The organism is Bradyrhizobium iriomotense (assembly GCF_030160715.1).
Lineage (GTDB): Bacteria > Pseudomonadota > Alphaproteobacteria > Rhizobiales > Xanthobacteraceae > Bradyrhizobium > Bradyrhizobium iriomotense.
Genome location: NZ_BSOW01000029.1, coordinates 63,110 through 88,686, shown reverse-complemented (window position 1 = coordinate 88,686; position 25,577 = coordinate 63,110). Strand labels below are relative to the sequence as shown.

29 protein-coding genes are annotated in these 25,577 nt (G+C 64.8%); 21 read left to right on the top strand and 8 right to left on the bottom strand.

The window, feature by feature from the left end; all coding sequences use genetic code 11:
* Positions 1 to 9: 9 nt before the first annotated feature.
* On the bottom strand, positions 10 to 927 hold the full coding sequence (locus QQL28_RS33330; RefSeq protein ID WP_284272424.1) for an ABC transporter permease subunit: 918 nt from the start codon (positions 925 to 927) through the stop codon (positions 10 to 12).
* Positions 928 to 1,189: 262 nt separating this feature from the next.
* Here QQL28_RS33330 and QQL28_RS33325 point away from each other — a divergent pair, with 262 nt between their 5' ends.
* On the top strand, positions 1,190 to 1,348 hold the full coding sequence (locus tag QQL28_RS33325; RefSeq protein WP_284272422.1) for a hypothetical protein: 159 nt from the start codon (positions 1,190 to 1,192) through the stop codon (positions 1,346 to 1,348).
* A 201-nt stretch (positions 1,349 to 1,549) separates the two neighbouring features.
* The gene (locus QQL28_RS33320; protein ID WP_284272420.1) at positions 1,550 to 2,113 is read left to right on the top strand and encodes a hypothetical protein; all 564 of its coding nucleotides are present in this window, start codon (positions 1,550 to 1,552) and stop codon (positions 2,111 to 2,113) included.
* Here the strand turns inward: QQL28_RS33320 and QQL28_RS33315 are convergent.
* From QQL28_RS33315 to QQL28_RS33305, 3 genes are all read right to left on the bottom strand, one after another.
* A complete protein-coding gene (locus tag QQL28_RS33315) occupies positions 2,075 to 2,467 on the bottom strand; it encodes a carboxymuconolactone decarboxylase family protein (protein WP_284272418.1) in 393 nt (130 codons plus the stop codon). The two genes, QQL28_RS33320 and QQL28_RS33315, sit on opposite strands and share 39 nt — an antisense overlap.
* Positions 2,468 to 2,582: 115 nt before the next feature.
* On the bottom strand, positions 2,583 to 3,365 hold the full coding sequence (pcaD, locus tag QQL28_RS33310; protein WP_284272416.1) for a 3-oxoadipate enol-lactonase: 783 nt from the start codon (positions 3,363 to 3,365) through the stop codon (positions 2,583 to 2,585).
* Between the two features lie 14 nt (positions 3,366 to 3,379).
* Positions 3,380 to 4,735, bottom strand: coding sequence for a 3-carboxy-cis,cis-muconate cycloisomerase (locus QQL28_RS33305; protein WP_284272415.1), 1,356 nt, complete (start codon positions 4,733 to 4,735; stop codon positions 3,380 to 3,382).
* Positions 4,736 to 4,904: 169 nt separating this feature from the next.
* Here QQL28_RS33305 and QQL28_RS33300 point away from each other — a divergent pair, with 169 nt between their 5' ends.
* The 9 genes from QQL28_RS33300 (at position 4,905) to QQL28_RS33260 (ending at position 12,384) form a co-directional block, all read left to right on the top strand.
* Positions 4,905 to 5,351 (top strand): SRPBCC family protein, encoded by a 447-nt coding sequence (locus QQL28_RS33300; RefSeq protein ID WP_284272413.1) that lies wholly within the window; start codon positions 4,905 to 4,907, stop codon positions 5,349 to 5,351.
* 133 nt (positions 5,352 to 5,484) lie between these two features.
* Positions 5,485 to 5,970, top strand: coding sequence for a (2Fe-2S)-binding protein (locus QQL28_RS33295; protein WP_027525325.1), 486 nt, complete (start codon positions 5,485 to 5,487; stop codon positions 5,968 to 5,970).
* A gap of 38 nt (positions 5,971 to 6,008) precedes the next feature.
* Complete coding sequence (locus tag QQL28_RS33290; protein ID WP_284272409.1) at positions 6,009 to 6,812, top strand: FAD binding domain-containing protein; 804 nt, start codon at positions 6,009 to 6,011, stop codon at positions 6,810 to 6,812.
* 104 nt (positions 6,813 to 6,916) lie between these two features.
* Positions 6,917 to 7,825, top strand: a complete 909-nt coding sequence (locus QQL28_RS33285) for an AAA family ATPase (protein ID WP_284272407.1) — start codon at positions 6,917 to 6,919, stop codon at positions 7,823 to 7,825.
* A 141-nt stretch (positions 7,826 to 7,966) separates the two neighbouring features.
* On the top strand, positions 7,967 to 9,169 hold the full coding sequence (locus tag QQL28_RS33280; RefSeq protein WP_284272405.1) for a vWA domain-containing protein: 1,203 nt from the start codon (positions 7,967 to 7,969) through the stop codon (positions 9,167 to 9,169).
* A 10-nt stretch (positions 9,170 to 9,179) separates the two neighbouring features.
* Positions 9,180 to 9,503, top strand: coding sequence for an XdhC family protein (locus QQL28_RS33275; protein WP_027525321.1), 324 nt, complete (start codon positions 9,180 to 9,182; stop codon positions 9,501 to 9,503).
* Between the two features lie 2 nt (positions 9,504 to 9,505).
* Entirely contained in the window at positions 9,506 to 10,207 is a 702-nt protein-coding gene (locus QQL28_RS33270; RefSeq protein ID WP_284272402.1) for an XdhC family protein, read from the top strand.
* Entirely contained in the window at positions 10,204 to 11,808 is a 1,605-nt protein-coding gene (locus QQL28_RS33265) for an NTP transferase domain-containing protein (RefSeq protein WP_284272399.1), read from the top strand. The genes QQL28_RS33270 and QQL28_RS33265 overlap by 4 nt, the downstream gene beginning before the upstream one ends.
* Positions 11,809 to 11,994: 186 nt before the next feature.
* A complete protein-coding gene (locus QQL28_RS33260; RefSeq protein WP_284272398.1) occupies positions 11,995 to 12,384 on the top strand; it encodes a DUF4189 domain-containing protein in 390 nt (129 codons plus the stop codon).
* Positions 12,385 to 12,552: 168 nt separating this feature from the next.
* On the opposite strand, the gene QQL28_RS33255 is transcribed toward QQL28_RS33260, so the two are convergent.
* Positions 12,553 to 14,226 carry a CYTH and CHAD domain-containing protein gene (locus tag QQL28_RS33255; RefSeq protein WP_284272397.1) on the bottom strand — a complete coding sequence of 558 codons (1,674 nt, stop codon included), beginning with the start codon at positions 14,224 to 14,226 and terminating at the stop codon, positions 12,553 to 12,555.
* A gap of 334 nt (positions 14,227 to 14,560) precedes the next feature.
* Here QQL28_RS33255 and QQL28_RS33250 point away from each other — a divergent pair, with 334 nt between their 5' ends.
* A complete protein-coding gene (locus tag QQL28_RS33250; protein ID WP_284272396.1) occupies positions 14,561 to 14,971 on the top strand; it encodes a DUF2000 domain-containing protein in 411 nt (136 codons plus the stop codon).
* Positions 14,972 to 15,114: 143 nt separating this feature from the next.
* Entirely contained in the window at positions 15,115 to 16,140 is a 1,026-nt protein-coding gene (gene adhP, locus QQL28_RS33245; RefSeq protein ID WP_284272395.1) for an alcohol dehydrogenase AdhP, read from the top strand.
* A 99-nt stretch (positions 16,141 to 16,239) separates the two neighbouring features.
* Here adhP and QQL28_RS33240 read toward each other — a convergent pair whose 3' ends face one another.
* The 3 genes from QQL28_RS33240 to QQL28_RS33230 are packed head-to-tail and all read right to left on the bottom strand — an operon-like array spanning position 16,240 to position 17,474.
* The gene (locus QQL28_RS33240; RefSeq protein WP_284272393.1) at positions 16,240 to 16,653 is read right to left on the bottom strand and encodes a GFA family protein; all 414 of its coding nucleotides are present in this window, start codon (positions 16,651 to 16,653) and stop codon (positions 16,240 to 16,242) included.
* A 15-nt stretch (positions 16,654 to 16,668) separates the two neighbouring features.
* Positions 16,669 to 17,142 (bottom strand): SRPBCC family protein, encoded by a 474-nt coding sequence (locus QQL28_RS33235; RefSeq protein ID WP_284272391.1) that lies wholly within the window; start codon positions 17,140 to 17,142, stop codon positions 16,669 to 16,671.
* Entirely contained in the window at positions 17,139 to 17,474 is a 336-nt protein-coding gene (locus QQL28_RS33230) for an ArsR/SmtB family transcription factor (RefSeq protein WP_284272502.1), read from the bottom strand. Before QQL28_RS33230 ends, QQL28_RS33235 begins: the two co-directional genes overlap by 4 nt.
* Before the next feature lie 110 nt (positions 17,475 to 17,584).
* On the opposite strand from QQL28_RS33230, the gene QQL28_RS33225 reads away from it, so the two are divergent.
* From QQL28_RS33225 to QQL28_RS33190, 8 genes are all read left to right on the top strand, one after another.
* Positions 17,585 to 18,280: a TetR/AcrR family transcriptional regulator gene (locus QQL28_RS33225; protein ID WP_284272389.1), complete on the top strand. Its 696-nt coding sequence runs from the start codon at positions 17,585 to 17,587 to the stop codon at positions 18,278 to 18,280.
* Positions 18,277 to 19,080, top strand: coding sequence for an HlyD family secretion protein (locus QQL28_RS33220; protein WP_284272387.1), 804 nt, complete (start codon positions 18,277 to 18,279; stop codon positions 19,078 to 19,080). The genes QQL28_RS33225 and QQL28_RS33220 overlap by 4 nt, the downstream gene beginning before the upstream one ends.
* On the top strand, positions 19,077 to 20,015 hold the full coding sequence (locus QQL28_RS33215) for an ABC transporter ATP-binding protein (RefSeq protein ID WP_284272385.1): 939 nt from the start codon (positions 19,077 to 19,079) through the stop codon (positions 20,013 to 20,015). The genes QQL28_RS33220 and QQL28_RS33215 overlap by 4 nt, the downstream gene beginning before the upstream one ends.
* On the top strand, positions 20,012 to 21,175 hold the full coding sequence (locus QQL28_RS33210) for an ABC transporter permease (RefSeq protein ID WP_284272383.1): 1,164 nt from the start codon (positions 20,012 to 20,014) through the stop codon (positions 21,173 to 21,175). The genes QQL28_RS33215 and QQL28_RS33210 overlap by 4 nt, the downstream gene beginning before the upstream one ends.
* Positions 21,176 to 21,206: 31 nt before the next feature.
* Entirely contained in the window at positions 21,207 to 22,511 is a 1,305-nt protein-coding gene (locus QQL28_RS33205; protein WP_284272381.1) for an adenylate/guanylate cyclase domain-containing protein, read from the top strand.
* A gap of 79 nt (positions 22,512 to 22,590) precedes the next feature.
* A complete protein-coding gene (locus tag QQL28_RS33200) occupies positions 22,591 to 23,322 on the top strand; it encodes a GntR family transcriptional regulator (protein ID WP_284272380.1) in 732 nt (243 codons plus the stop codon).
* A 47-nt stretch (positions 23,323 to 23,369) separates the two neighbouring features.
* Positions 23,370 to 24,614 (top strand): MFS transporter, encoded by a 1,245-nt coding sequence (locus QQL28_RS33195; RefSeq protein ID WP_284272379.1) that lies wholly within the window; start codon positions 23,370 to 23,372, stop codon positions 24,612 to 24,614.
* 23 nt (positions 24,615 to 24,637) lie between these two features.
* Positions 24,638 to 25,537, top strand: a complete 900-nt coding sequence (locus QQL28_RS33190) for an amidohydrolase family protein (protein ID WP_284272378.1) — start codon at positions 24,638 to 24,640, stop codon at positions 25,535 to 25,537.
* The last annotated feature ends 40 nt before the right edge of the window (positions 25,538 to 25,577 follow it).

Genomic DNA, 25,577 nt, shown 5'->3' with positions numbered 1-25,577 from the left:
TAATGCCCGTCAGACTTTTTCGACTTCGGGACGACCAAGCAGGCCGGTCGGCATGAAGATCAGCACGATGATCAGGATCGAGAACGCGGCGACGTCCTTGTACTCGACCGAGAAATAGGCCGACCAGAAAGTCTCGATCAGGCCGATCGCAAGTCCGCCCAGCACCGCGCCGGGCAGCGAGCCGATGCCGCCGAGCACGGCCGCGGTAAAGGCCTTGATGCCGGCGACGAAGCCCATGTTGAAATCGACCTGGCCATAATAGAGCAGGTACATCATGCCGGCGACCGCGGCGAGTCCGGCGCCGATCACGAAGGTCATGGAGATGGTGCGGTCGACGTCGACGCCGAGCAGCGCCGCCATGGTCTGGTCCTGCTCGCAGGCACGCATGTCGCGTCCGAGCCGCGTGCGTGAGACCAGCCAGGTGAACAGTGTCAGCAACACGATGGTGGCCAGCACGACGATGATCTGCATGTTGGAAAGCTGCACGGCAAAGCCCTCGGCCCCTTCATGCAGGGTATAGCCTCCGGTGATGACCGGCGGTATCGGCTTGACCCGGGCGCCCTGCGCGACCTGCGAATAATTCGTCAGCACGAATGACATGCCGATCGCCGACAGCATCGGTGCGAGGCGGAAGGAGTGGCGCAGCGGCCGGTACGCGATGCGCTCGATCGTCCAGCCATAAAGGGCGGTGATCACCATCGAGACCAGCAGCACGACCAGGAGGATGAGGGGAACCGCGGTCAGGCCGAACGAGACCAGGATCAGGAAGCTGATCAAAGCAATGAAGCCGCCGATCATGAAGATGTCGCCATGGGCGAAATTGATCATGCCGACGATGCCGTAGACCATCGTGTAGCCGATGGCGATCAGGCCGTAGATCGAACCGAGGACGAGACCGTTGATGAGCTGCTGCGCGAAATAGTCCATGGGCTGCCGTTATCTGGAACTGACGCGGCTCAAAGGGAGCTCTTGAAAGAGAGTTCTTGGGGCCCCGGCAGCCCTTGAGCATTCGGTTGTTTGTAACAGGAGGGAACTGGCCGCTGCAACTGGGCTGGCCTTGGCATAAAGGCTTGTACAGAGTTCATTTCGCGCATTCTGGTTCCGTCAGCGGGAGGAACCCGGTTCCCAGGCAACCAAAAGAGATGCGGGCCGTTATCTGGCCTGACGTCCAATAGTGGAGTTCCCCGCGATGACGAAGCAGCAGAACCAGAATCCGGGCCAGCAGAATCAGAAGCCCGGCCAGCGCCCCGATCAGCAGCAGGGTGGCGGCCAGAAACCCGGACAGCAGCAGCAGGATCCGATGCGCCAGGGCGACAAGCCGGGCCAGCATGGTCAGGATCAGCGTTGATCTCGAAGCACGTTAGAGTTGTGCAAGTTAGAGTTGTGACAGTCCCGCTGAGAGGCGGGACTTTTCCTTTTGCCCGGCTGAGGCTTGTCCACAGCAGTTAAGGTAAACAAGGAGTTTAAATTGCCGCCTCAAGTCGAGCGGAGTTAGCTGCCGCAAAGGCCCAATCGGCTCGGAACCAACGGACTCAAGCGGGAAGCGGCAATGCTGAATAACTGGCGGATCGGCTCAATCAATGGCGTGGTGTTGGCCGCCTATTTCATCCCGGCCTGGACGCTGATTGCCTTCAACATCATGGTCGCTCCCGTGCATGGCCTCTATGAGCGGCCGAGCGTCGCGGTGGCGCTGTTCATCAGCGACCAGCTCCAGATGTCGGGCATGAGCACGGTCCGTGCGGCGTGGCTGCTGGCGCTCGGCCGCCTCACCGTGGTGGCGTTCCTTGCCATTTTCCTGGCGCTGCTGAGCATCCCCAGGGTGCGCAAGGCGGGTGGTTCCGACGAGGCGCTGGGCATCGCGCTCTTCATCGGAAGTCTCATCTCTTTCGCAAGCATGGTGATGGCCTCGAAGGTCGGCGAGATGGCCGCGCTCCGGGTGCACGCGACGGAACTCATGCTGCTGCTCGGCGCCGCCATCGTGCTCGTGATCGAGCGGCCGGCCCGGCAACCCGTTGAAGCCAAGATTCTGGAAGCCAAGATTCGGGGAGCCAAGATTCGGGAAGCGAAAGCTCCGCTAGCTTTTGAGCAGCCCGAGCTCCTGCACAATCGCTGAGGCTTCCTTGACGGCGTGGTTGGCCGCCGGCACGCCGCAATAGATCGCCTGCTGTAACAGGATTTCCTTGATGTCGTCGGGGGTGAAGCCGCCCTCGGCGAGCGCTGCGCGCACGTGCAGGCGGAATTCGTCCCATTGCCCGAGCGCGACCACGGTGCCGATGACGAGCACGCGCCGCGTCCGCTCGTCGAAATGCGGCCGCGTCCAGATCTCGCCCCAGGCGTAGCGGGTGATCAGGTCCTGGAAATCGGTGTTGAACGCATTGCGGTTGGCGATCGACTTGTCGACCCAGGCATTGCCGAGCACCTTGCGGCGCACCTTCATGCCGGCATCGCGGCGCTTCTCGTCATCCATGTGTGGTCCTCCTCTCCGTCATTGCGAGCGAAGCGAAGCAATCCAGAGATGTGTCGGCCGAGACAGTCTGGATTGCTTCGTCGCTGCGCTCCTCGCAATGACGCCCTGTGTGAAACTACCGCTGCGTCAAGAAGCCGACCACCGCGTCGGTGAAGGCGTGGGGCTGCTCGACATTGGAGATGTGGGCGGCATCGATGATGGTCATGCTAGCGCCGGGAATTTGGCTGCGGATCAATTCGCCCGCCGAGATCGGGGTTGCCATGTCGTGGCGGCCGGCGATCACCAACGTCGGGCTCTTGATCTTCGGCAGCAGCGCGCGTTGGTCGAGCGTCGACAGCGCCTCGCAGCAGGCGAGATAGCCTTCGACCGGCGAGGCCACCAGCATCGCCTTCATCTTGGCGGTGATCTGAGGCTCGCGCTCGCGGAAGTCGGCCGTCAACCAGCCGGCGATCACGGTGTCGGCGACGGCTGCGATACCGCCTTCCTTGACCGCCTTGATACGGTTTAGCCAGTTAGTCGGATCGGGGTAGTAGCAGCTCGTATTGGCGAGGATGATCTTGCCGAACCGCTCCGGCGCATTGGCGCCCAGCCATTGCCCGACCATGCCGCCCATCGACAGGCCGCACCAATGCACCTTCTCGATATTGAGGTCGTCGAGGATCGCCAGCACGTCGCGGCCGAAGCGCTCCATCGAATAGGGGGCGCGGGCTACGCTCGATTTGCCGTGGCCGCGGCGGTCGTAGCGGATGACGCGGAACACCTGCGTCAGCGCCTTCATCTGCGGCTCCCACATCTGGAGCGTGCAGCCGAGCGAGTTGGAGAGCATCAGGGTCGGCCCGCCGTCGCGGCCCTCGACGGAGACGTTGAGCAGGCAGCCGTCGGCATCGATCATGGGCATGGCGGCGTCTCCGTTTATTCGCGGTCGAGGCTGTCGAGCAGCCGGTCGATCAGGGCCTGGGAAGCGCCTTGATAGGCCATCGGCTCGAACAATGCCGCAATTTTCTCGGGCGCAAGATGCGCAGTGACTTTTGAATCAGCCGCGAGCACGTCGCGCAAATGCTTCTTCTCGGCAACCGCCTTCTTGCTGGCAGCCTCGACCAGATGATGCGCGTCGCTCTTGCCGATGGCCTCGGCGAGCGCGAAGGTGACGGCTTCCGCCATGATCAGGCCATGCGTCGCGTCGAGATTGGCGCGCATGCGCGCCGCGTCGACGTCGAGGCCCTCGGCGATATCGACGATGGCTGCGAGCGCGCCTGAGGCGACCAGCATCAATTGCGGCAGCGTCGGCCATTCCGCGTGCCACGGGCCGGCGCTGCGCTCGTGATCCTGGACCTGGGCCGCGAACACCGTCGCGGCCAATTGCGGCGCCATCGTCGCAGCGCCGAGCGCGCTTGCGGCCGCGACCGGATTGCGCTTGTGCGGCATGGTCGAGGAGCCGCCGCGGCCTTCGCCGGCGGGCTCGAAGGCTTCGGCGACGTCGGTCTGCATCATCAGCGACACGTCGCGGGCGATCTTGCCGCAGCTGCCGGCGAGAATCGCAAGAGCCGAGGCCGCCTCGGCGATTCGGTCGCGATGGGTGTGCCAGGGTGCCTCGGGCAATTGCAGGTTCAACTCCCGTGCAAGCTGCTCGGCGACGACGAGCCCCTTGTCGCCCAGCGCGGCGAGCGTGCCGGCGGCGCCGCCGAATTGCAGCGCGAGGCCTTCGCGGCGCAGCCGCCGCAGCCGGCAGCGTGCGCGGGCAAGGCTTGCGGCATATTCGGCAGCCTTCAATCCGAACGGCATCGGCAGCGCGTGCTGGAGCCAGGTGCGCGCGACCATGGCGGTATTGCGATGGGTGCGCGCCAGCGCGGCCAGCCCTTTGATGGCGCGGCTGAGATCGGCGTCCAGCGCATCGATCCCGGCGCGAAGCATGAGCATGGTCGCGGTATCGATGACGTCCTGGCTGGTCGCGCCCCAATGCACGTAGCGTGCGGCCTCGGCATCGGCCTTGGCGACGCTGGCGGTCAGCGCCTTGACGAGGGGGATCGCCAGATTGCCCGACCTGGTCGCGGCCTCCGCGAGTGCGTCAAGGTCGAACGCCGACGCCCTGCAGGCCGCTTCGATCGGGCCGGCCGCGCTTGCGGGAATCACGCCGGTCGCTGCTTCCACCCGGGCCAGCGCTGCCTCAAATTCGAGCATGTTTTGCAGGTAAGCCCGGTCATCGCAGACCGCGCGCATGGCCGCGCTCGACAGCATCGGCGCAAGCAGGGGGGAGAGGGATGTGCTCATGTTGCGCGGGACCTAACCACCACGGGCCGCGTCTGCCAATCCCAAACCGCTGGCGCAAGCTTTTTGCAGTTGCGAATATGCATTGCATGTGATCGCCGGCCGCCCTTTCCTTTGCGGCGGCCCTGCGTTACTTGAGCAGCGTTGCTTCAGTGATCCCGGGAGGCTGCCCATGGCCATGACAATGAACGGCGAAGTCCAGCTTGCGGCGTCGCGCGAATCCGTGTGGGCCAAGCTCAACGATCCCGAGGTGCTGAAAGCCTGCATCCCCGGCTGCGAGGAACTGGAGAAAACCGACGACGGCGGTTTTCGCGCGGTCGCCAAGATGAAGGTCGGCCCGGTGTCGGCGCGCTTCAGGGGAAAGGTGATGCTCAGCGATCTCGACCCCCCGAACGGCTACAAGATTTCCGGCGAAGGCGAGGGCGGGGTGGCCGGCTTCGCCAAGGGCGGCGCCGCGGTGAAGCTGTCGGAGAAGGATGGCGGCACGCTGCTCTCCTATGATGTCGAGGCGCAGATCGGCGGCAAGTTGGCGCAGCTCGGCCAGCGCCTGATCAACGGCGCCGCCAAGAAGCTGGCCGACGAATTTTTTGCGAATTTCGCCAAGGCGGTACAGGGTTAGCCCTGCGTCCTAAAGCATAACTGCCTGCATTTCGGGCGATGTTGCCCGAATGTGCAATGGCCCATATGATGGGTTGGAATAACTATAAGAACCGCTTCGCCGGACACGGCGGGGTGCTGACCAGAGAGTCCTGATGGCCAAAATTTCCCTTATCGTGAACGGCAATCCCGTCAACGCCAATGTCGACCCCCGCACCCTGCTGGTGCAGTTCCTGCGCGAGCATCTGCGGCTGACCGGGACCCATGTCGGCTGCGACACCTCGCAATGCGGCGCCTGCGTCGTGCATCTCGACGGCAAGGCCGTGAAATCCTGCACCACGCTTGCGGTGATGGCCGACGGCCATGAGGTCAAGACCATCGAGGGGCTGGCCGCGGACGGCGCGCCACTGCATCCAATGCAGGAGGCCTTCCGCGAGCATCATGGCCTGCAGTGCGGCTTCTGCACGCCCGGCATGATCATGACCGCCATCGACATCGTCCATCGCAAGGGCCACGAGCTCGACGACCACACGATTCGCGAAGAGCTTGAAGGCAATCTCTGCCGCTGCACCGGCTACCAGAACATCGTCGCCTCGATCGCCGCCGGCGCGAAGGCGATGGCGAAATCCGACCTCGCGTAGCAGACACTCGCGCGCATCTCGCGATCAGGAAATTCATTATGTACGAATTCAAATATCATCGTCCTGGGACCGTGCGGCAGGCGGCCAATCTCCTGGTGAAGAACGAGGACGCCAAGGTGATCGCCGGCGGCCACACGCTGATTCCCGTGATGAAGCAGCGCCTCGCAAGCCCGCCGCATCTCGTCGACCTCTCGCATATCGAAGGTCTCGACACGATCGAGATGAAGGGCCGCTCGCTGGTGATCGGCGCCACGGCGAAGCACGCCGATGTCGCGACATCGGCCATCGTCGGCGAGGCGATCCCGGCGCTGGCGAGCCTTGCCGGCGGCATCGGCGATCCGGCCGTCCGTCACAAGGGCACCATCGGCGGCTCGCTCGCCAACAACGACCCGACCGCGGACTATCCGGCGGCGGTGCTCGCGCTCGGCGCCACCATCGTCACCAACAAGCGCCGCCTGAAGGCGGAGGAATACTTCCAGGGCCTGTTCTCGACCGCGCTCGAGGCCGACGAGATCATCACCAAGGTGATGTTCCCGCTGCCGAAGAAGGCGGCCTACATCAAATTCCGCAACCAGGCCTCGCGCTATGCGCTGGTCGGTGTGTTCGTGGCGCGGCGTCCCTCGGATGTGCGCGTTGCCGTCACCGGTGCCGGCTCGGACGGCGTGTTCCGCGTCACCGCGTTCGAGGAAGCCCTGAAGAAGCGCTTCTCCTCAAAGGTGCTCGACGGCAACGTTCCGGCGGAAGGCCTCAACAGCGATATCCACGGCAGCGCAGAGTATCGTGCGCACCTGATCGGGGTGCTGACACGGCGTGCCGTCGACGCTGCCAACGCCAAAGAGTAGCGCATGATCCGGAAAAGTGTGTAGCGGTTTTCCGACAAGATCATGCGCAAACAATAAGTTGCCCGAAAGCTGCCCGGTTCGGGCGTAGTGAGACTGGCTCTTTCATGACTGCAGCGGCACTGCCGGCATCGGTCGATGCGATGCTCGAACTCCTCACTTCGCGCGGTTATCTCGCGGAGCGGTCGCTGGCGACGGTGACGTATCTGTCGCTGCGGATGGGGCGGCCTCTGTTCCTGGAAGGCGAGGCCGGCGTCGGCAAGACCGAGATTGCAAAGGTGCTGTCTGCAGCGCTGGGCCGGAAGCTGATCCGCCTGCAATGCTATGAGGGCCTCGACGTCTCCTCGGCGGTCTATGAGTGGAACAGCGCCGCGCAGATGATCGCGATCCGGATGGCGGAGGCCGCCGGCGATACCGATCGCGAGCAGCTCTCGTCCGACATCTTCGCCGACCGTTACCTGATCAAGCGGCCGCTGCTCCAGGCGCTGGAGCCAGACGTTGCCGGCCCGCCGGTGCTGCTGATCGACGAGCTCGATCGCGCCGACGAGGCGTTCGAGGCGTATCTGCTCGAAATCCTCAGCGACTTCCAGGTGACCATTCCCGAATTCGGCACCGTGAAGGCGCCGCATCCGCCGATCGTCATCATCACCTCCAACCGCACCCGCGAGATCCACGACGCGCTGAAGCGGCGCTGTCTCTATCACTGGGTCGACTACCCCTCTGCCGAGCGCGAGCTCGCGATCATCAAGACGCGCGTGCCGGGCATCTCGGCAAAGCTGTCGCAGCAGGTCGTGCGTTTCGTGCAGGCGCTGCGCAACCAGGACTTCTACAAGTCCCCGGGCGTCGCCGAGACCATCGATTGGGCGACGGCACTGTCCGAGCTCGACGCCCGCTCGCTGACGGCGCAGGTCGTCGGCGACACGCTGGGCGCGCTGCTCAAGTATCAGGACGACATCGTCCGCATGCAGGGCGATGCCTTGCAGAAGGTACTGAAGGACGCGACGAGCGAGAGTTGACGCGCGTGCGTCATAACTGACTCGTCATTCCGGGGCGCGCGTAGCGCGAGCATCCATCGGGCCGCAGGGACTGTGGATCAATGGATTCCGGGTTCGCCGCTGGCGCGGCGCCCCGGGATGACGAGGGATGGATACGAGACCATGGCCATCAACCACCTTGCGCCTGACAAGACCGAGCAGTTCGCCGACAACATCGTCGGCTTCGCCCGCGCGCTGCGTGCCGCCGGTCTTCCCGTCGGCCCCGGCGCGGTGATCGACGCCGTCAACGCGCTCCAGGTGATCGACATCGGCAGCCGCGCCGACGTCTTCACCACGCTGGAGGCGATCTTCGTCAAGCGCCGCGAGCATGCGCTGATCTTCAGGCAGGCCTTCAACCTGTTCTTCCGGCCTTCCGAAGAGTGGAAGCACATGCTGGATTCGGTGCCGCTACCCGATCACGCCAAGAAGAAGCCGCCGCCGGCCTCGCGCCGGGTCCAGGAGGCGCTGTCGCAGCCGCAGATGACGGAGACGCCGCAGCGCCAGGAGCAGGATCTGCGCCTGTCGGTCTCCGACAAGGAAATCCTGCAAAGGAAAGATTTTGCGCAGATGAGCGCCGCGGAGATCGCCGAGGCGCTGCGCGCCATCGAGAGGATGAAGCTGCCGCAGGCCGAGCTCCTGACGCGGCGGCAGCGGCCCGATCGGCGCGGGCTGCGCCTCGACCTGCGCCGAACCTTGCGGGCCTCGCTGCACACCGGCGGCGACATCATCGACATTCACCGCCTCGGGCGGATCGAGAAGCCGGCGCCCATCGTCGCGCTGCTCGATATCTCGGGCTCGATGAGCGAGTACACCCGCCTGTTCCTGCACTTCCTCCATGCCATCACCGACGCCCGCAAGCGCGTCTCCGTGTTCCTGTTCGGCACCCGCCTTACCAACGTCACCCGCGCGCTGCGCCAGCGCGACCCGGACGAGGCGCTGGCAAGCTGCTCGGCCGCGGTGGAAGACTGGGCCGGCGGCACGCGGATTGCGACCTCGCTGCACAACTTCAACAAATTATGGGCGCGTCGCGTGCTGAGCCAGGGCGCCATCGTGCTCCTGATCTCCGACGGGCTGGAGCGCGAGGCGGATTCCAAGCTCGCCTTCGAGATGGACCGGCTGCACCGCTCCTGCCGCCGTCTGATCTGGCTGAACCCGCTCTTAAGGTTCGGCGGCTTCGAGGCCAAGGCGCAGGGCATCAAAATGATGCTGCCCCACGTTGACGAATTCCGCCCCGTGCATAATTTGAGTTCGATCCAGGAGCTGATCAAGACGCTCTCCCAGCCGCTGCCGCCGCATCACCGCAGCCTGATCCGTTCCGCAGCTTGAGAGGTAGGCCATGCTCGATCGCGACGAGGATATCCTGAAGGCGGCGGAGGACTGGCAGAAGGCCGGCCATGGCGTCGCCCTCGCAACGGTGGTGGAGACCTGGGGCTCGGCGCCGCGGCCCGCGGGCTCGAGCCTCGTGATCAACGACGACGGCACCTTTCTGGGCTCGGTCTCGGGCGGCTGCGTCGAGGGCGCCGTGGTCACCGAGGCCATGGACGTGATTGAGACGGGCAAGCCAAAAATGCTGGAGTTCGGCGTCGCCGATGAGACCGCCTGGAACGTCGGGCTGTCCTGCGGCGGCACTATCCGCGTCTTCGTCGAGAAGGTCGGCTAGCCGTGAAGCTGGAAACCCTGCACGAACTCAATGCCGAGCGCGCCGCGCGGCGGCCGGTCATCCTCGTCACCGACACCGAGAGCGGCGAGCAGCGCCTGGTGAAGGCCAAGGACTTTGCCAAGGATCCGCTGCGCGCCGAGCTGGAAAAGCAGCTCCGCATGGGCAAGAGCGGCAATGTCGAGGCCGGCGGCAAGAAGCTGTTCCTCAACGTCTATGCGCCGACCGCGAAGATGGTGATCGTCGGCGCGGTCCATATCAGCCAGGCGCTGACACCGCTGGCGCGCTCGCTCGGCTACGACGTCACGGTCGTCGATCCCCGCACGGCCTTTGCGAGCCCCGAGCGGTTCCCGGACGTGCCGCTGATCGCGGAGTGGCCCGACGTCGCGCTGCCGCCGCTCAACATCGACCACTACACGGCTTTCGTCGCGCTGACGCACGATCCCAAGATCGACGATCCTGCGCTGCTGCACGCCTTCGAGCGCGACTGCTTCTACATCGGCGCGCTCGGCTCGCGGAAGACGCATGCCAAGCGCGGCGACCGGCTGCGGGTGCAGGGCGCGAAGGATTCCGACATCGCCCGCATCCACGCGCCGATCGGACTTGCAATCGGCGCGGTCTCGCCGTCCGAGATCGCGGTGTCGATCATGGCCGAGATCACGGCGGTGCTCCGCCTGCCTCCGAAAGAAAAAGAAGAAGCGGCATGAAGTTCGGCCCGGCGAGCCCGAAGGATGCGATCGGCGGGGTGACCGTCCACACCCTGCGCCAGGGACCGCTGGTGCTGAAGAAAGGCACGACGATCGGGCCTGCCGAGGTCGAAGCGCTCACGCGCGCCGGCATCAAGGACATCGTCGTGGTGCGCATGGAGGCGGGCGACGTCTCCGAGGACGTCGCGGCCGCCAGCATTGCGCTCGCCGTCGGCGGCGAAGGCATCCATGTCGAGCGCGCCTTCACCGGCCGCGCGAATCTGTTCGCCGCCCGTGCCGGCGTGCTGGTGATCGACCGCGCGGCGGTCGACCGCATCAACAACGTCGATGAAGCCATCACCTTCGCAACGCTCTCCGCCTTCAAGCCGGTGGTCGAAGGCGAGATGGTCGGCACGGTCAAGATCATCCCGTTCGGTGTCGAAGGCAATTTGCGCGACGCCGCGGTGAAGGCTGCAGGTCGCGACGTGCTGCGCGTTGCGCCCTACGTGATCAAGCGGGTCGGCGTCGTCTCGACGCTGCTGCCGGGCCTGTCCTCCAAGGTCGTCGACAAGACGCTGCGCGTCACCGCCGAGCGGCTGGCGCCGGCCGGCGCGAGCATCATCGCCGAGCGGCGGGTCTCGCATGAGGAGCGGGCACTGTCGGCTGCGATCAAGGAGCTACTCGGGCTCGGCGCCGAGCTCGTCATCGTGTTCGGCGCCTCCGCGATCGCCGACCGCCGCGATGTGATCCCCGCGGCAATCACGGAGATCGGCGGCGCGATCGAGCATTTCGGCATGCCCGTTGATCCCGGCAATCTGCTGCTGATCGGCCGCGCCGGCGAGGTGCCGGTGCTTGGCGCGCCGGGCTGTGCACGATCGCCGGTCGAAAACGGCTTTGACTGGGTGCTGATGCGGCTCCTCGCCGGCATCAAGGTCACGCGCGCCGAGCTGATGGGCATGGGCGTCGGCGGCCTCCTGATGGAGATCGTCACGCGGCCGCAGCCGCGCGCGAAACCCGAGATTGAGGGCAACAGCCACGTCGCGGCGATCGTGCTTGCCGCCGGACGCTCGACGCGGATGGGCGGGCCGAACAAGCTGCTCGCCGAGCTCGAAGGCAAGAAGCTGGTGCGGATCGCGACCGAACAGGTGCTGGCCTCGAAAGCGTCCGAGGTGATCGTGGTCACCGGCCACCAGGCGGAGCTGGTCGAGCAGGCGCTCAAAGGCTTGAAGGTGAAGTTCGTTCGCAATCCGGATTTTGCTGGCGGCATCGCAAGCTCGGTCAAGGCCGGCATCGCCGCCGTGCCAGACAGCTGTGATGGCGCGATGGTCTGTCTCGGCGACATGCCGCTGATCGATGCCGGTCTGGTCGATCGTCTCATCGACAGTTTTGCGCCCGACCGCGGCAATCTGATTGCGGTGCCCGTCAGCGAAGGCCGTCGCGGCAACCCCGTGCTGTGGTCGCGCCGCTTCTTCGGCGAATTGATGACGCTCGACGGCGACATCGGCGCGCGGCATCTGATCGCCAAGCATGCGGAAGTCGTGGCCGAAGTGCCAGTCGACGGCGAGAGCGCCTTCCTCGACATCGACACGCCGCAGGCGCTGGAAGCGGCACGGCGAAGCTGACAAGGCGGTACGGTGGGTTAGCCGAAGGCGTAACCCACCACTTGTCACAACACGGATCGCAAAGAGGTGGGTTGCGCTCCGCTAACCCACCGTACGATCTCGCGCCGATTTCAACCACTCGTTCACCATCTGGAAACGACCGGCCGATAGAGTCGCCTCCGCCTGCCTCGGGGGAGGGGAATTTCCATGGCTTCGAACGTCGTCGCGCGCCGTTGCGCGATGTTTTTCTTTGGGCTGAGCGTTGTCGTGGCGGGGGCCCGCTACGTCACGGACGCGCACGCCGCCGGCGCCTTCGCGGTCGGCAAATGTGGCGCCTACGGCCATGCCTATGACTTTCCCGGCGAAGCCGCGGCGCGGGCTGCCGCGCAAAAACAGTGCAAGGGCGAGTGCACGACCGTGACCATGAAGCGCGCCTGCGCCGCGATGTCGGTCGATCTTGCCAATCCCTGCGGCGCCTATGGCTATGCCGTGAAGCCGAAGATCTCGAGCACGCTCAATGCCGCCACGCGCGAATGCTATAAATATGGCGGCAAGGAATGCGTGATCCGCGCCTGGGCCTGTGACGCCAAGGGGTGAGGCCTAAAGCGCGATGGGATCAGGATAAATCGTCATCGCGCTTTAGATTGTTGTTTGCGCATGATCTCCGCGCAAACGCGTTCCGCGTTTGTCGCGAGGGAAAACCGCTTCACACTTTTCCGGATCATGCTTTAAACCTCGCGCGGTGGCTTGCGGCAGCGTGGTCGATCAAGTCTCCGCCTCGATCGACCAGGGCACCTTCGCTTTCACGAAATCCGACCATGCCTTCCTCAGGCGCGGTTCGGCGCCGACCATTGCGTGCGCCTGCCAGCCGGCGATCGCGGCTGCCGCAGTGCTGGTCCCCGACGATTCCGTGCCGATATCCGCAAGCAGCGCAGCCGTCGTCGCCATGTCGTTGTAGATGCCGAGTTCATGCTGGAGATCGGCCAGCCTGTTGGAGAAGCGTCTGGCGGACTTTCGCTGTCCGTAGAGCGGCAACAGGAAATCGGCGACGTAGCGCAGTCTTTTTACCGAAAGCCGCAGCCGGTGCAGCTCTTCGACGCCAAGCGATTTGAAGCGGCGGCCGCGTTTGAGCACTTTTGCATGCTGAGCTGACAGAATGCGTCGCGCAAAGTTCATGGCGGGCTCGGCCAGTTGCGCGAGATGTTCCGGAGCGACGTCGCTGCGCCAGCCGCGCGTTTCGATCCATCCGCCCAGCCCGAACATGAAACACGAGGCACGGCGGTCGGCCATCGCCAGACGTACCGCGTCGTAGGAGGCCGTCCGGCGTTTTTCCGAGACGCCCTCCAGCGCGTCGAAGCCGGGGATCGAGGGGCAACCTTCCGCGACAATGCGCAGTGTCTCGCGCTGGAAGACGTCCCACTCACGCGCGGCAGAGAGGCTTTGCGCCAGCCACTTGGCCTCGGACCGCAGCGTGTCGAGCTTGCTCAATGAGACGACCGATCGCATCAGGTCCAGGGCGGAGCGGAGGCGGCGCAGCGCGACACGAAGCTGATGGATCCCCTCTGGATCGCGACCATCCTCGGCAGCAGGAAGTGACTGGAGAAGATGGTGAAGGCATGCGCGCAGGATCGCGGCAAAGGCCTCATCGAGAGAGGCCGATGGGTCGAGGCGAAGCTTGCGCGGCCTTCGCGCAGCCGGCGGGGTGTCAGCCGCGAGGTCGAAGCCGCGCGCCGCCTTGCTGTGGATGGAGGGTTTTATCGGCCCGTGCTCCGTGAGGCGAAGTGCCAGCTCGTAGATCGCAGAGGGGTTGCCGGACTTGAGCTCCAACTCGATCTCGCTGACCGGCATCGATCGGTCACCGGATTTCAAGACGCCGTGGTCGAAAGCGATCTCGACCGTGCCGGACGGCAAGTCGACGATGCGCTGATGCCGGTGAATGTCTGTAGTGAAGACGGCCTCGAGCGGGCGACGTTCGAGATCGGTCCGCAGCTGGTCAGGAATGAAGGGCAGCGCCAGTGCGACATCGGGAGCAGCGGAAGGCACGCTCGCTTCCCATTCGCCACGCCGGAGCGGATCGTTTCCGAACTCGGCTTTCACGGTCTGGGTGAAGCGCGCGCCGCTCTGGCGGACCCTGAAGCTCAATCCGTTGCGTCGAAGCGCACGCTTGGGCGTATCGTAGTACACGGCCTTGAGGTGCTTTCGGGTCCCCTTGTTGCGCGCGTTCGCCGCGATGATCGGTGCATCGCCGAAAGTGGCCAACCGATCGGCGTCGACAAGTAGCTTGAGTTCGAGCTCGGTGTCGCGCAGCACGACGTCGCGAGACGGAGAAACCTCTGGTGCAGGTGCATCAGCGTGAGGCTCGTCAGCGCGAAGCTCTTCGGCGCGAACCGACTCGTTGCGAGAGAACTCGTTGTGAAAGAGCTCCTCGGAGTTGGGCATTTGCTTCGTGCTCGAAGCGATGGAGCTCTTGGTTTTGCTTTCGGATTTATTCCGGTCCTCCACGACAAGATGACCGTTGGGCCCCGCAAAACTCCGCACGGATTCGGGGGGCGGCTTTATCGTGCCAGTTTCCGACATTTAGACTGTATGACATTTTAATGACAGAGCAGGAACGTATACCCGACTCGATTCGCGGCGAGAAGCCGGCCAAGTTGCATCCAGCTTGAAATTTTCAAGTTGTGTGGATTAGGTCAATCTGGATTACGTTCATGCTCAAACAGGCCGCGCACAAAGAATTGACTTTCTCGGTGTGTCGGGGTGCGGGGGAGAATTCATGCAATTCGACACCAAGATCGCCGTCGTGATCCGCGCCGACCTTCAGGCTTGGCAAAAGCTCAACGTCGCGTCGTTTCTCGCCGGCGGCATCGCCGCTGGGTTTCCCGAATGCATCGGCGAGCCCTACGAGGACGCCTCGGGGACGAAATATCTCTCCCTGATCGGCCAGCCGATCCTGATCTATGGCGCCGATGGTCCGGCCTTGTCCCGCGCGCTTGATCGCGCGCTGTCGCGCAACGTCACGCCTGCGGTCTACACCGAAGACATGTTCGCGACCACGCATGATGTCGCCAATCGCGAGGCGGTGAGGGCGGTTCAGCGCACCGATCTCAACCTCGTCGGCATCGCGATGCGCGCCGAGCGCAAGGTGATCGATAAAATTGTCGACGGCTTGAAGTTCCATACCTGACGCCTGGCGCGGCGCGCGGGCCGCGTCGTTGTCACCGGATCGTCATCGCGTGACTTGCGCAAACATTGTGCTGTTTGACTCCAATCAAGGGCGCGCCGCGCGCGGCCGTTAGTCTGCCCCCCGCAATGCAAAGGAGCAGACCGATGCCGAAAATGAAAGCCGCCGTCGTCACGAAGTTTGGCAAGCCGCTCGAGATCCAGGATGTACCGGTGCCGCAGCCCGGTCCTGGCGAGGTCCTGGTCAAGGTGAAGGCTTGCGGCGTCTGCCACACCGATCTGCACGCCGCCTCCGGCGACTGGCCGGTGAAACCGGCCCCGCCCTTCATTCCCGGCCATGAGGTCGCCGGCACCGTCACGGCGCTGGGACCCGGCGTCACCAATCTCAGGATCGGCGACGCCGTCGGCGTCGCATGGCTGCACGATTCGTGCATGCACTGCGAATATTGCGAGACCGGCTGGGAAACGCTGTGCGAGCACCAGCACAACACCGGCTACAGCGTGAATGGCGGCTTTGCCGAATACGTCATTGCCTCCGCCGCCTTCGCCGCGAAGCTGCCGGCCAATATCGATTTCGCCGGTGTTGCGCCGATCCTGTGCGCGGGCGTGACGACCTACAAGGGACTGAAGGAGACCGAGGCGCGGCCCGGCGAGTGGGTGGTGATCTCGGGCGTCGGCGGTCTCGGTCATGTCGCGATCCAATACGCCAAGGCCATGGGGCTCAAGGTGGCTGCGATCGATATCTCCGAGGACAAGCTCGCCCTGGCGCGAACGACTGGCGCCGACCTCGCCGTCAATGCGCTGAATGCGGATGCCGTCGATAAAGTGCTTACTGCAACCGGGGGAGGGGCGCATGGCGTGCTCGTGACCGCCGTCTCCACCGCCGCCTTCGCGCAGGCGCTGAAGATGGTGCGCCGGAAGGGCACCGTCAGTCTCGTCGGCCTGCCGCCCGGCGAATTCCCGACCCCGATCTTCGACGTCGTGCTGAAGCGCATCACCGTGCGCGGCTCGATCGTCGGCACCCGCAGGGATCTCGACGAGGCCATCGCCTTCGCGGCCGACGGGAAGGTCCACGCCGAAGTCACCAAGGTGCCGCTCGCCGAGATCAACGCGGTGTTCGACAAGATGAAGGCCGGCAAGATCGATGGCCGGATGGTGCTCGATTTCGCCTAGAGCATGATCCGGAAAAGTGCGTAGCGGTTTTCCCTCGCGACAAACGCGGAACGCGTTTGCGCGGAGATCATGCTCAAACAACAACCGAGCCCCGGCGCCTCACGCCGGCGGCATGGTCTGGAATTTCGGCAGGCTCGGATCGAGGTGATCCCAGCCATGTCCGCGCGCGGCGTAGGTGATCACCTGCGGCTTGTAGCGGGCCGGCTCGTCGAGGCTTGCGGCGCGGATGGTGAAGATGTCGGGCTGTGCTGCGAAGGTCATGTAGACCGGCAAGCCGCACACGGAGCAGAACGCGCGCGTCTTCACGTTGCCGCTGTCGCCGACCATGTCCCATTTCCTGGCCTCGCCCGTCACCGTGACGCCGTCGCGCGCGAAGGTGAGGTACGAGCCGTGGCCGGTGCCGCTTTCACGTTGACAGTCCCGGCACTGGCAGTGGTTGGCGAACAGCGGCTCGTCGGAAATCGAATAGCGGATCGCACCGCAGGCGCAGCCGCCGGTATAGGGCTTGTCCATCGTGATATCTCCCACTCACTCTTCGCCGCTGATCTCGTCGAGCTTGCGGACGACCTTCTTCCAGCCGCCGCTCATGACGGTGTAGGCCGACTCGTTCCTTGGCATGACGAAGCCCGCATGAACCAGGCGGATCCGCGTGCCGGCCTCGACCGGGGTGAGGGACCACGTCACGACGGTGTCGAGCGGCGCGCCGTAGCCGGTGTTGCGCTCATCGCCGCCCTTCCAGGCGTAGACGAGGCGGCGGTTCGGCACGACCTCCAGAACCCGGCAATGGATCACGCCGTCCCAGTTGCCGCCCGGGGTGGTCTGGAACGTGAAGGTGTTGCCTTCGATCGCCGCGAAGCCGGTCGGCGGCATCAGCCAGCGCGCGATCAACTGCGCGCTGGTCAGCGCCTTCCAGATCGTCTCGGTCGCGTGAGGGAAGACCTCGTCCAAAATAATGTCTTGGACGATGTCCTGGGTTTGAACATTGGAAGCGACAGCACTCACGGATCGATCTCCTTCAACAGGCTACGCAGGTTCTGGAAGCGCTCGCGCCAGAAGACGCCGTAATGATCCATCCACTCGACCAGAGGCTCGAGGCCTTGCGGCGCGGCGCGGTAATAGACGTTGCGGCCCTCCGCGCGCTCGACGACGAGACCGGCCAGCTTGAGGGATTTCAGGTGCTGCGAGATTGCGCCCTGGGTCACGCCGCTGCCGCGCGTCAGCTCCGCGACGCTGATCTCCTTGCTCTCGAACACGCGCTCGAACACGGCGCGGCGAGTCGGATCGGCGAGCGCGCGCATGACGGTGGTGACGGCATTTGGGGCGGCTTCGAGCATCGTCATTCAATTAGCGATAACTAATGCATAAGTCAAGGCTAATTCGTTGCGGCCCCTTTCGCGCGAGTTAATTCATTGACAATGACTGACTAGTCAGTCATAATTCGAGGATGACAAAGAAGCCAACCAAAGCAGCCACGCGGTCAGCAGCCAGCGCCAAGGGCAACGTGCCCGTGACCAGCGAAGAGGCTGCCGCTCCCGCTTCAAGCCGCGCCGCGCGCGCGGCGGAGCGCCGCGCTGCGATCGTGGAGGCGGCTCTGGAAGAGTTCATCGCGCGCGGCTTCGCGGCGACGCGGCTCGACGACATCGCCAAGCGCGCAGGTGTCGCGAAGGGCACGATCTACCTGCACTTCAAGGACAAGGAGTCCATGTTCGAGGAGCTGGTCCGCATCGTCATCGTGCCGGTGGTCGAGCGGCTCACCACGCTGCCGCCGCCGACCGGCTCTGTGCGCGACCTCGTCGAGGCCTTTGCGACCAATTTCCTGAAGGAGGTTGCGAACACCAGGCGCGGCGATCTCGTGCGCCTGATCGTGGCGGAGGGACCGCGTTTTCCGGCCGTGGCCGACTTCTACTATCGCGAGGTCGTCTCGCGCGGGATCGCGGGCATGCGCGCGTTGATCGAGCTCGGGATTGCCCGCGGCGAGATCCGCGAGAAGAACCTGGCGCGCTTTCCCCAGATCCTGGTCGCGCCCGCGATGATCGCGGTGATCTGGCAGAGTCTGTTTGCGCGGCATGCGCCGCTCGACGCGCAGGAAATGCTGCGCGTCCATCTCGATTTGATTTTTGGCGAACGGAGGACGACATGAGGTCGTCGCAACCAATTTTTGCATTTGCATTGGTCGCTGTGCTCGCAACCGGGCTTGCCGGCTGCAAGGAGCAGCGCGACCCCGGCTTCCAGGGCTGGGTCGAGGCCGACATGATTTTCGTCAGCCCCGACGAAGCCGGCAGGGTCACGAAGCTGAACATCCGCGAGGGCGAGGAGGTGAAGGTCGGCGATGCCCTCTATTCCGTCGACGACGATCTCCAGCTTGCCGATCTAAACCAGACCAAGGCGACGCTGGCGAATGCGCAGCAGACCCATGATCGCGCGGAGTCGCTGCGAAAGACCGGCTCCGGCACGCAGGCGACCCTCGATTCCGCCGTCTCTGACCTGCGGGTCGCGGAGGCGCGGGTGGTGACGTCGCAAACGCGCCTAGCGCGGCGCAAGGGTTTTGCGCCGGTCGCCGGCACCATCCAGCAGATCTATTTCCGCGAGGGCGAGATGGTGGCGGCGCAACGGCCGGTGCTGTCGATCATGCCGCCGGGCAACATGAAGCTGCGCTTCTTCGTGCCGGAGACCGAGCTGCCAAAGCTCGCGATCGGCGATCAGGTGCGCGTCGTCTGCGACAATTGCGCGGCCGATCTCACCGCGAAGATCTACTTCATAGCGACCACAGCCGAATACACGCCGCCCGTCATCTACAGCCTCGATGAGCGCAACAAGCTGGTCTATCTGATCCAGGCGCGGCCCTCGCGGCCCGATGCGCTGCGCGTGGGCCAGCCGATCGACATCTATCTCAATCCCAAGACGTCTGAAATCAAGACTCCGGTGGCGGACAAGCGATGAACGGGACAGCCGGCAACGGTATCGCGATCGACGTCAAGGGGCTGACAAAGTCCTTTGCCGGCCGCGAGGTCGTGCATGATCTGTCGATGCAGGTGAAGCGCGGCTCGATCTACGGCTTTCTCGGTCCCAACGGCTCCGGCAAGACCACGACCATCCGCATGCTCTGCGGGCTTTTGACGCCCGACAGCGGCGAGGGCACCTGCCTCGGCTACGACATCAGGCGCGACGCCGAGCGCATCAAGCGCCAGGTCGGCTACATGACCCAGCGCTTCAGCCTGTATCAGGATCTCTCGGTGCGGGAGAACCTGGAATTCGTCGCGCGGCTCTACGGCATGCGCGATGCGCGCGGCGCGGCAGGTGAGATGATCAAGCGGCTCGGTCTCTCCGGCCGCGAGGAGCAGCTTGCGGGTGAGCTCTCCGGCGGCTGGAAGCAGCGGCTGGCACTTGGCGCCTGCACGCTGCCCAATCCGCAGCTCCTGTTGCTGGACGAGCCGACCGCCGGCGTCGACCCGAAGGCGCGGCGCGATTTCTGGAACGAGATCCATGCGCTCGCCGCCGAAGGTCTCACCGTGCTGGTCTCCACCCACTACATGGACGAGGCCGAACGCTGCCACGAGATCGCGTACATCGCCTACGGCCATCTCCTGACGCACGGCACGGTCGACGAGGTGATCGCGAAATCCGCGCTCACCACCTACACTGTCACCGGTGACGACCTGAACGGCCTCGCCGCAGAGCTCACCGGCAAGCCCAGCGTCGACATGGTCGCGCCGTTCGGCACCTCGCTGCACGTCTCGGGCCGCGATGTCGCCGCGCTCGAGGCCAGCATCGCGCCCTGGCGCGACAAAGATGGCCTGCACTGGCAGAGATCGCATCCCTCGCTCGAAGACGTCTTCATCGAACTCATGAACCGCTCGAAGGACAACTTCCAATGAGCGCTACAGACCTATCAGATCACGGTCACGACATCCGCGAGCGCTTCGGCTTCTGGCGGCGCTCCTATGCGATGGTGGTGAAGGAGTTCATTCAGCTCCGGCGCGACCGCGTCTCCTTCGCCATGATCGTGATGATCCCTGTGATGCAGCTTCTGCTGTTCGGCTATGCCATCAACACCACGCCGCACAACCTGCCGAGCGCCGTGCTGCTCCAGGAGGACAGCGATCTCGCGCGCTCCGTGCTGAAGGCGCTTGAGAACACCGCCTATTTCCGTTTCACCCGCGAGGTGCACGACGTCGACGAATTCGACAACCTCCTGAAATCCGGCAAGGTGCTGTTCGGCGTCGAGATCCCCCGCGGCTTCGAGCGGGCGGTGCGGCGCGGCGATAAGCCGGCGCTGCTGGTCGCGGCCGACGCCACCGATCCGGTCGCGGCAAGCGCCGCGCTCGGTTCGCTCGGCATGGTCGTGCAGACCGCGCTCCAGCATGATCTCTATATCGGCGATCCACCGGAGATGCCGTTCGAGATCCGCGCGCACGCCCGCTACAATCCGGCCGCGTCCTCGCGGCTGAACATCGTGCCGGGCCTCGTCGGCACGATCCTGACCATGACCATGCTGATCTTCACCGCGCTGTCGGTGACGCGCGAGGTCGAGCGCGGCACCATGGAAAGCCTGCTCTCGATGCCGATCAAGCCGGTCGAGGTGATGTTCGGCAAGATCATCCCTTACGTGCTGGTCGGCTTCATCCAGGCCTTCCTGATCCTCTCGATCGGCGTGCTGCTGTTCGGCGTGCCCGTGCTCGGCAGCCTCACCTTGCTGGCGCTGCTGTCGACGCTGTTCATCACCACCAATCTCGCGATCGGCTACACCTTCTCGACCATCGTGCAGAACCAGCTCCAGGCCATGCAGATGTCGATGATGTTCTTCCTGCCGAGCATCTTGCTGTCCGGCTTCATGTTCCCGTTCGCCGGCATGCCGGTCTGGGCGCAATATCTCGGCGAGGGGCTGCCGCTGACGCATTACGTACGGATCGTCCGCGCCATCATGCTCAAGGGCGCAACCGTCCAGAACTTGCAATACGACACGTTGGCGCTGGCAGCCCTCATGCTGGTCGCCATGGTCATCGCCGTGACGCGCTTCCGCCGCACGCTCGATTGAGGCAAAATGCCCCGGAAAGGCGAGGGGCGAGATGGTGAGTTTCGGGAGCAAGGCAGCCGGGCGTGCCGAGATATCGGCGGATTTCGAGCACGAACTGGCGCGCGAGGTCCTGCGAACCGAGCTGTTGCGCGTCAAGGCCCTGATCATCACCGGATGCGTGATGATCCTGTTCATCACCGCGCTCTACCTGATCGCCCCCAGCGTCGTGAACCGAGTCTGGCGCGGGACGTCCGGGCTGATCGAGGTGTACGGCCTACTGGTCGGGTTCGTTCTGTTCGAGGTCTGGATCTACTCCCAGATTGGCCGAAACCTCAGGCTCGATCGCGATCTGCCTGTGGTCAGGCGGTACATCGGCGCGCTGATCGAGACCTCGTTGCCGACGGTCATCCTGGTCCTGGAGATTCGGAGCATGGGGGCGAGCCCGGCACTCGGCTTTGCCGTGCCGCTCGTCTATTTCATCTTCATCATTCTCTCGACGCTACGCCTCGATTTCCGGCTGTCGGCCTTCACCGGCTTTGTGGCGGCAGCCCAGCTCCTCGCCGTCGCACTCTATTATGATCCTGTCACTTCCGCCGGCGAGCCTCAGGCCTACTTCCACGCAGTGCGCAGCACGATCATCCTGATCTGCGGCATGCTCGCGGGCGCCGTCGGCGCGCAGCTTCGCCGGCAATTCGCCGCGAGCATTGCCGCCGCGACCGCCCGTGACCGCGTGACGAACCTGTTCGGCCAGCACGTCTCGCCGCAGGTCGTCGAGCGACTGATGGCAGAGGGCACCAGCGGCGGCGGCGACATCAGGCGCGTCGCGGTGATGTTCGTCGACTTTCGCGGCTTCACCGCGGGCGCGCGCTCGCGCTCGCCGCAGGACGTCGTCGACCGGCTCGACGGCGCCTTCGCCGTGCTGGTCGACATCCTCGACCGCCATGGCGGCATCGTGAACAAGTTTCTGGGCGACGGCTTTCTCGCGCTGTTCGGGGCGCCGCTCGCGGCCTCCGACGCCGCGCATCGGGCGGTAGCTGCCGGCCGCGAGATGCTGTCGGCGATGGATCATATCAACGCTGGCTCGAGCTGGCCGCTGCGGATCGGCATCGGCATCCATTTCGGCGAGGTCGTCGCCGGCAATATCGGCTCGCCCCGGCGCAAGGAGTACACGGTGATCGGCGACACCGTGAACTTCGCCTCAAGGCTCGAGGCGCTGAACAAGGATTTCGGCTCTCAGCTCCTGATCTCGTCCGCCGTGCGCGAAGCCTTGGGCGATGACGGCGGCGATGCCGTCTCGCTCGGCGAGGTCGAGGTGCGCGGCTACGAACGGCCGATGGCGGTTTTCCAGCTGGGGTAGGGCCAACCTTCAGAAATCGAATGTGAGGGTAATATGGTAGCGCTTGACTCGTTTCTCATATAGTCATCTATATGACTATATGAATTCAGCCCCGCTTGACGACCGCCTGCCACGCTATCAGCGCCTGCGCGACGATCTCGCTGCGCGGATCAATCGCAATGAATGGCGGCCGGGCGAGCCGATCCCGTCCGAGGCGGAGCTCGCCGCGCATTACGGCGTCGCGATCGGCACGGTGCGCAAGGCGATCGACCAGCTCGTCAGCGACGCGGTGCTGGAGCGCCAGCAGGGCCGTGGCACCTTCGTCCGCCGCGCGCGCTTCAACTCCTCGCTCTTCCGCTTCTTCCGCTTCCAGTCCGAGAGCGGCGAGCGCCGTGTGCCGCAAAGCCGCATACTCAGGCGGAAATGCGTGCCGGCAACCTCCGCCGTTGCATCCGCGCTACGCATCCCCGTCGGCGAGCCCGTGATCAGCCTGTCGCGCCTGCGCCTGATCGACGACGTGCCGCTGCTTGCCGAAGAGATCTGGCTGCAAAGATCGCGCTTCGCGGCGATCCTCGACATCGACCCGTCCGAGTTCGGCGACCTGCTTTATCCGCTCTATGAGGAGCGTTGCGGCGAGGTGGTGGTGTCGGCCGAGGAAATTTTGACGGTCGAGACCGCCAGTGAGATGCAGGCGCGCCTGCTGCGGCTCGAGGCCAACGCGCCGCTGATCGTCATCGAGCGCCTCGCGCTCGATCTCGAACGGCGCCCGATCGAATGGCGCCGCTCGCGCGGGCCGGCCAACCGCTTCCGCTACCACGCCGAGATCCGGTGAGCGCGGACTTAAGACAATCAACCAACAACGAATTCAGGGAAGAGACGATGGCAAACTGGTACAGCGAAAGCTCGCCGCTGGAGCGGCGCACCTTCTGGGCAAGCTTTGGCGGCTGGGCGCTCGATGCGCTCGACGTCCAGATGTTCGGCCTTGCAATTCCAGCGCTGATCGCGGCGTTCGGCATCAGCAAGGCTGATGCCGGGCTGCTCGGCTCGATCACGCTGTTCTTCGGCGCCTTCGGCGGCTGGATTGGCGGCGCGCTGGGCGATCGCTTCGGCCGCGTCAAGGCGCTTCAGATCACGGTTGCGACCTTTGCGCTTGCGACCTTCGCCTGCGCCTTCGCGATGAGCTACACCCAGCTTCTCGTCCTCAAAGCCATTCAAGGTCTCGGCTTTGGCGCGGAATGGGCCTGCGGCGCGGTGCTGATGGCCGAGATCATCCGCCCCGAGCATCGCGGCAAGGCGCTCGGCTCGGTGCAGAGCGCCTGGGCGGTAGGGTGGGGCGCAGCCGTGCTGCTGTCCGCACTGGTCTTCACCTATGCGCCGGCGGACATCGCCTGGCGGATGCTGTTCGCAGTCGGACTATTGCCCGCGCTCCTCATCATCTTCATCCGCCGCGGCCTGAAAGAGCCGCAGCGCGCCGTGTCGCGTGACGTCGAACCGCCATTCCTCGCTACTCTCGCCGGCATCTTTCATCCCGACGTGCTGCGCGCGACGATGATCGGCGGCCTGTTTGGAATCGGTGCGCACGGCGGCTACGCCGCGCTGACGACGTTCCTGCCGACCTATTTGCGCGAGGTGCGGCAGCTCTCGGTGCTGGGCTCGAGCGGCTATCTCGCCGTCATCATCATCGCCTTCTTCTGCGGCTGCGTGACGAGCGGCATCATCAGCGATCGCATCGGTCGGCGCGCCAACGTCGCGTTGTTCGCCACTGCCTGCATCGTCACCGTGCTCATCTACATCTTCGCGCCGCTGACCAATTCGCAGATGCTGTTGTTGGGCTTTCCCCTCGGCTTCTTCTCCGCGGGCATTCCGGCGAGCATGGCGGCGCTGTTCAGCGAGCTCTACCCGGCCGGCGTGCGCGGCACCGGCGTCGGCTTCTGCTACAATTTCGGCCGCATCGTCTCCGCCGCCTTTCCGTTTCTCGTCGGCTATCTCAGCGACCACATCGGCCTCGGGCCTGCGATCGGCATCGATGCGGCCTTTGCCTATTCGCTGGTGCTGATCGCGGTGCTGATGTTGCCCGAAACCCGCGGCAAGGTGTTTGAGCAGACCGCCGCCGGGCGCGCCTGACCTGCGTATGTGGAGTAACGAACATGACGAGAAGCGAACGCGGCCTCACGCGCCGTCAATTCGGCGCGGGCGCCGTTGCCCTTGCCTCAGCGATCGCCAGTGCGGGCAGGGCGATGAGTGAGGTGACGATGCCGGCGATCGACACCCACGCGCACGTCTTTCATCGCGGCCTGAAGCTTGCGCCCGGCCGGCGCTATGCGCCGGACTATGACGCGCCGCTCGATCTTTATCTCGATCAGCTCGATCGCAACGGCATGACCAACGGCGTGCTGGTGCAGCCGAGCTTTCTCGGCACCGACAATTCCTATCTCGTCGAATGCCTGAAGGCGACCGGCGGCCGGCTGCGCGGCATCGCCGTCGTCGATCCCGCGGTTCCTGCGGAGGAGCTTGCCGCGCTCGATCGCGTCGGCGTCGTCGGCATCCGACTCAATCTCGTTGGCCAGCCCTTGCCGGATCTTGCTGCGCCGGAATGGAAGGCGCTGCTCACATCGGTCAAATCGCTGAGCTGGCAGGTCGAGATCCAGCGCAATGCCTCCGATCTCGCAACGCTGGCGCCGCAGCTTCTCGACCGCGGCGTCGCCGTCGTGCTCGATCACTTCGCGTTGCCCGATCCAAAGCTCGGCGTCGCCGATCCCGGTTTCCAGGCGGTGCTGAAGCTGGGTGCGACCAGGAACGTCTGGGTCAAGATCTCCGCGCCATACCGCAACGGCGCAGCCGGCGAGAGCTTTGCGAAGCAAGCCTATCCGCTGTTGCGCACGGCCTATGGTCTCGATCGCCTGTTATGGGGGAGCGACTGGCCGCATACGCAGTTCGAGGCGACGCAGACTTACGAGAAGAACCGCCGCTTCCTCGACGAACTCGTGCCTGACAAGGGCGAGCGCGCGCAGGTGCTGGCATCGCCACGTCAGCTCTTCCGCTTCTGATCTCTCACGCGATTGCACCGAGTGCTCCGAGTTTTGGGGC

Coding starts and splice junctions, on each gene's coding strand:
- QQL28_RS33330 (WP_284272424.1), bottom strand. CDS start 927: ATGGACTATTTCGCGCAGCAGCTCATCAACGGTCTCGTCCTCGGTTCG.
- QQL28_RS33325 (WP_284272422.1), top strand. CDS start 1,190: ATGACGAAGCAGCAGAACCAGAATCCGGGCCAGCAGAATCAGAAGCCC.
- QQL28_RS33320 (WP_284272420.1), top strand. CDS start 1,550: ATGCTGAATAACTGGCGGATCGGCTCAATCAATGGCGTGGTGTTGGCC.
- QQL28_RS33315 (WP_284272418.1), bottom strand. CDS start 2,467: ATGGATGACGAGAAGCGCCGCGATGCCGGCATGAAGGTGCGCCGCAAG.
- pcaD (WP_284272416.1), bottom strand. CDS start 3,365: ATGCCCATGATCGATGCCGACGGCTGCCTGCTCAACGTCTCCGTCGAG.
- QQL28_RS33305 (WP_284272415.1), bottom strand. CDS start 4,735: ATGAGCACATCCCTCTCCCCCCTGCTTGCGCCGATGCTGTCGAGCGCG.
- QQL28_RS33300 (WP_284272413.1), top strand. CDS start 4,905: ATGGCCATGACAATGAACGGCGAAGTCCAGCTTGCGGCGTCGCGCGAA.
- QQL28_RS33295 (WP_027525325.1), top strand. CDS start 5,485: ATGGCCAAAATTTCCCTTATCGTGAACGGCAATCCCGTCAACGCCAAT.
- QQL28_RS33290 (WP_284272409.1), top strand. CDS start 6,009: ATGTACGAATTCAAATATCATCGTCCTGGGACCGTGCGGCAGGCGGCC.
- QQL28_RS33285 (WP_284272407.1), top strand. CDS start 6,917: ATGACTGCAGCGGCACTGCCGGCATCGGTCGATGCGATGCTCGAACTC.
- QQL28_RS33280 (WP_284272405.1), top strand. CDS start 7,967: ATGGCCATCAACCACCTTGCGCCTGACAAGACCGAGCAGTTCGCCGAC.
- QQL28_RS33275 (WP_027525321.1), top strand. CDS start 9,180: ATGCTCGATCGCGACGAGGATATCCTGAAGGCGGCGGAGGACTGGCAG.
- QQL28_RS33265 (WP_284272399.1), top strand. CDS start 10,204: ATGAAGTTCGGCCCGGCGAGCCCGAAGGATGCGATCGGCGGGGTGACC.
- QQL28_RS33260 (WP_284272398.1), top strand. CDS start 11,995: ATGGCTTCGAACGTCGTCGCGCGCCGTTGCGCGATGTTTTTCTTTGGG.
- QQL28_RS33255 (WP_284272397.1), bottom strand. CDS start 14,226: ATGCCCAACTCCGAGGAGCTCTTTCACAACGAGTTCTCTCGCAACGAG.
- QQL28_RS33250 (WP_284272396.1), top strand. CDS start 14,561: ATGCAATTCGACACCAAGATCGCCGTCGTGATCCGCGCCGACCTTCAG.
- adhP (WP_284272395.1), top strand. CDS start 15,115: ATGCCGAAAATGAAAGCCGCCGTCGTCACGAAGTTTGGCAAGCCGCTC.
- QQL28_RS33240 (WP_284272393.1), bottom strand. CDS start 16,653: ATGGACAAGCCCTATACCGGCGGCTGCGCCTGCGGTGCGATCCGCTAT.
- QQL28_RS33230 (WP_284272502.1), bottom strand. CDS start 17,474: ATGCTCGAAGCCGCCCCAAATGCCGTCACCACCGTCATGCGCGCGCTC.
- QQL28_RS33225 (WP_284272389.1), top strand. CDS start 17,585: ATGACAAAGAAGCCAACCAAAGCAGCCACGCGGTCAGCAGCCAGCGCC.
- QQL28_RS33220 (WP_284272387.1), top strand. CDS start 18,277: ATGAGGTCGTCGCAACCAATTTTTGCATTTGCATTGGTCGCTGTGCTC.
- QQL28_RS33215 (WP_284272385.1), top strand. CDS start 19,077: ATGAACGGGACAGCCGGCAACGGTATCGCGATCGACGTCAAGGGGCTG.
- QQL28_RS33210 (WP_284272383.1), top strand. CDS start 20,012: ATGAGCGCTACAGACCTATCAGATCACGGTCACGACATCCGCGAGCGC.
- QQL28_RS33205 (WP_284272381.1), top strand. CDS start 21,207: ATGGTGAGTTTCGGGAGCAAGGCAGCCGGGCGTGCCGAGATATCGGCG.
- QQL28_RS33200 (WP_284272380.1), top strand. CDS start 22,591: ATGAATTCAGCCCCGCTTGACGACCGCCTGCCACGCTATCAGCGCCTG.
- QQL28_RS33195 (WP_284272379.1), top strand. CDS start 23,370: ATGGCAAACTGGTACAGCGAAAGCTCGCCGCTGGAGCGGCGCACCTTC.
- QQL28_RS33190 (WP_284272378.1), top strand. CDS start 24,638: ATGACGAGAAGCGAACGCGGCCTCACGCGCCGTCAATTCGGCGCGGGC.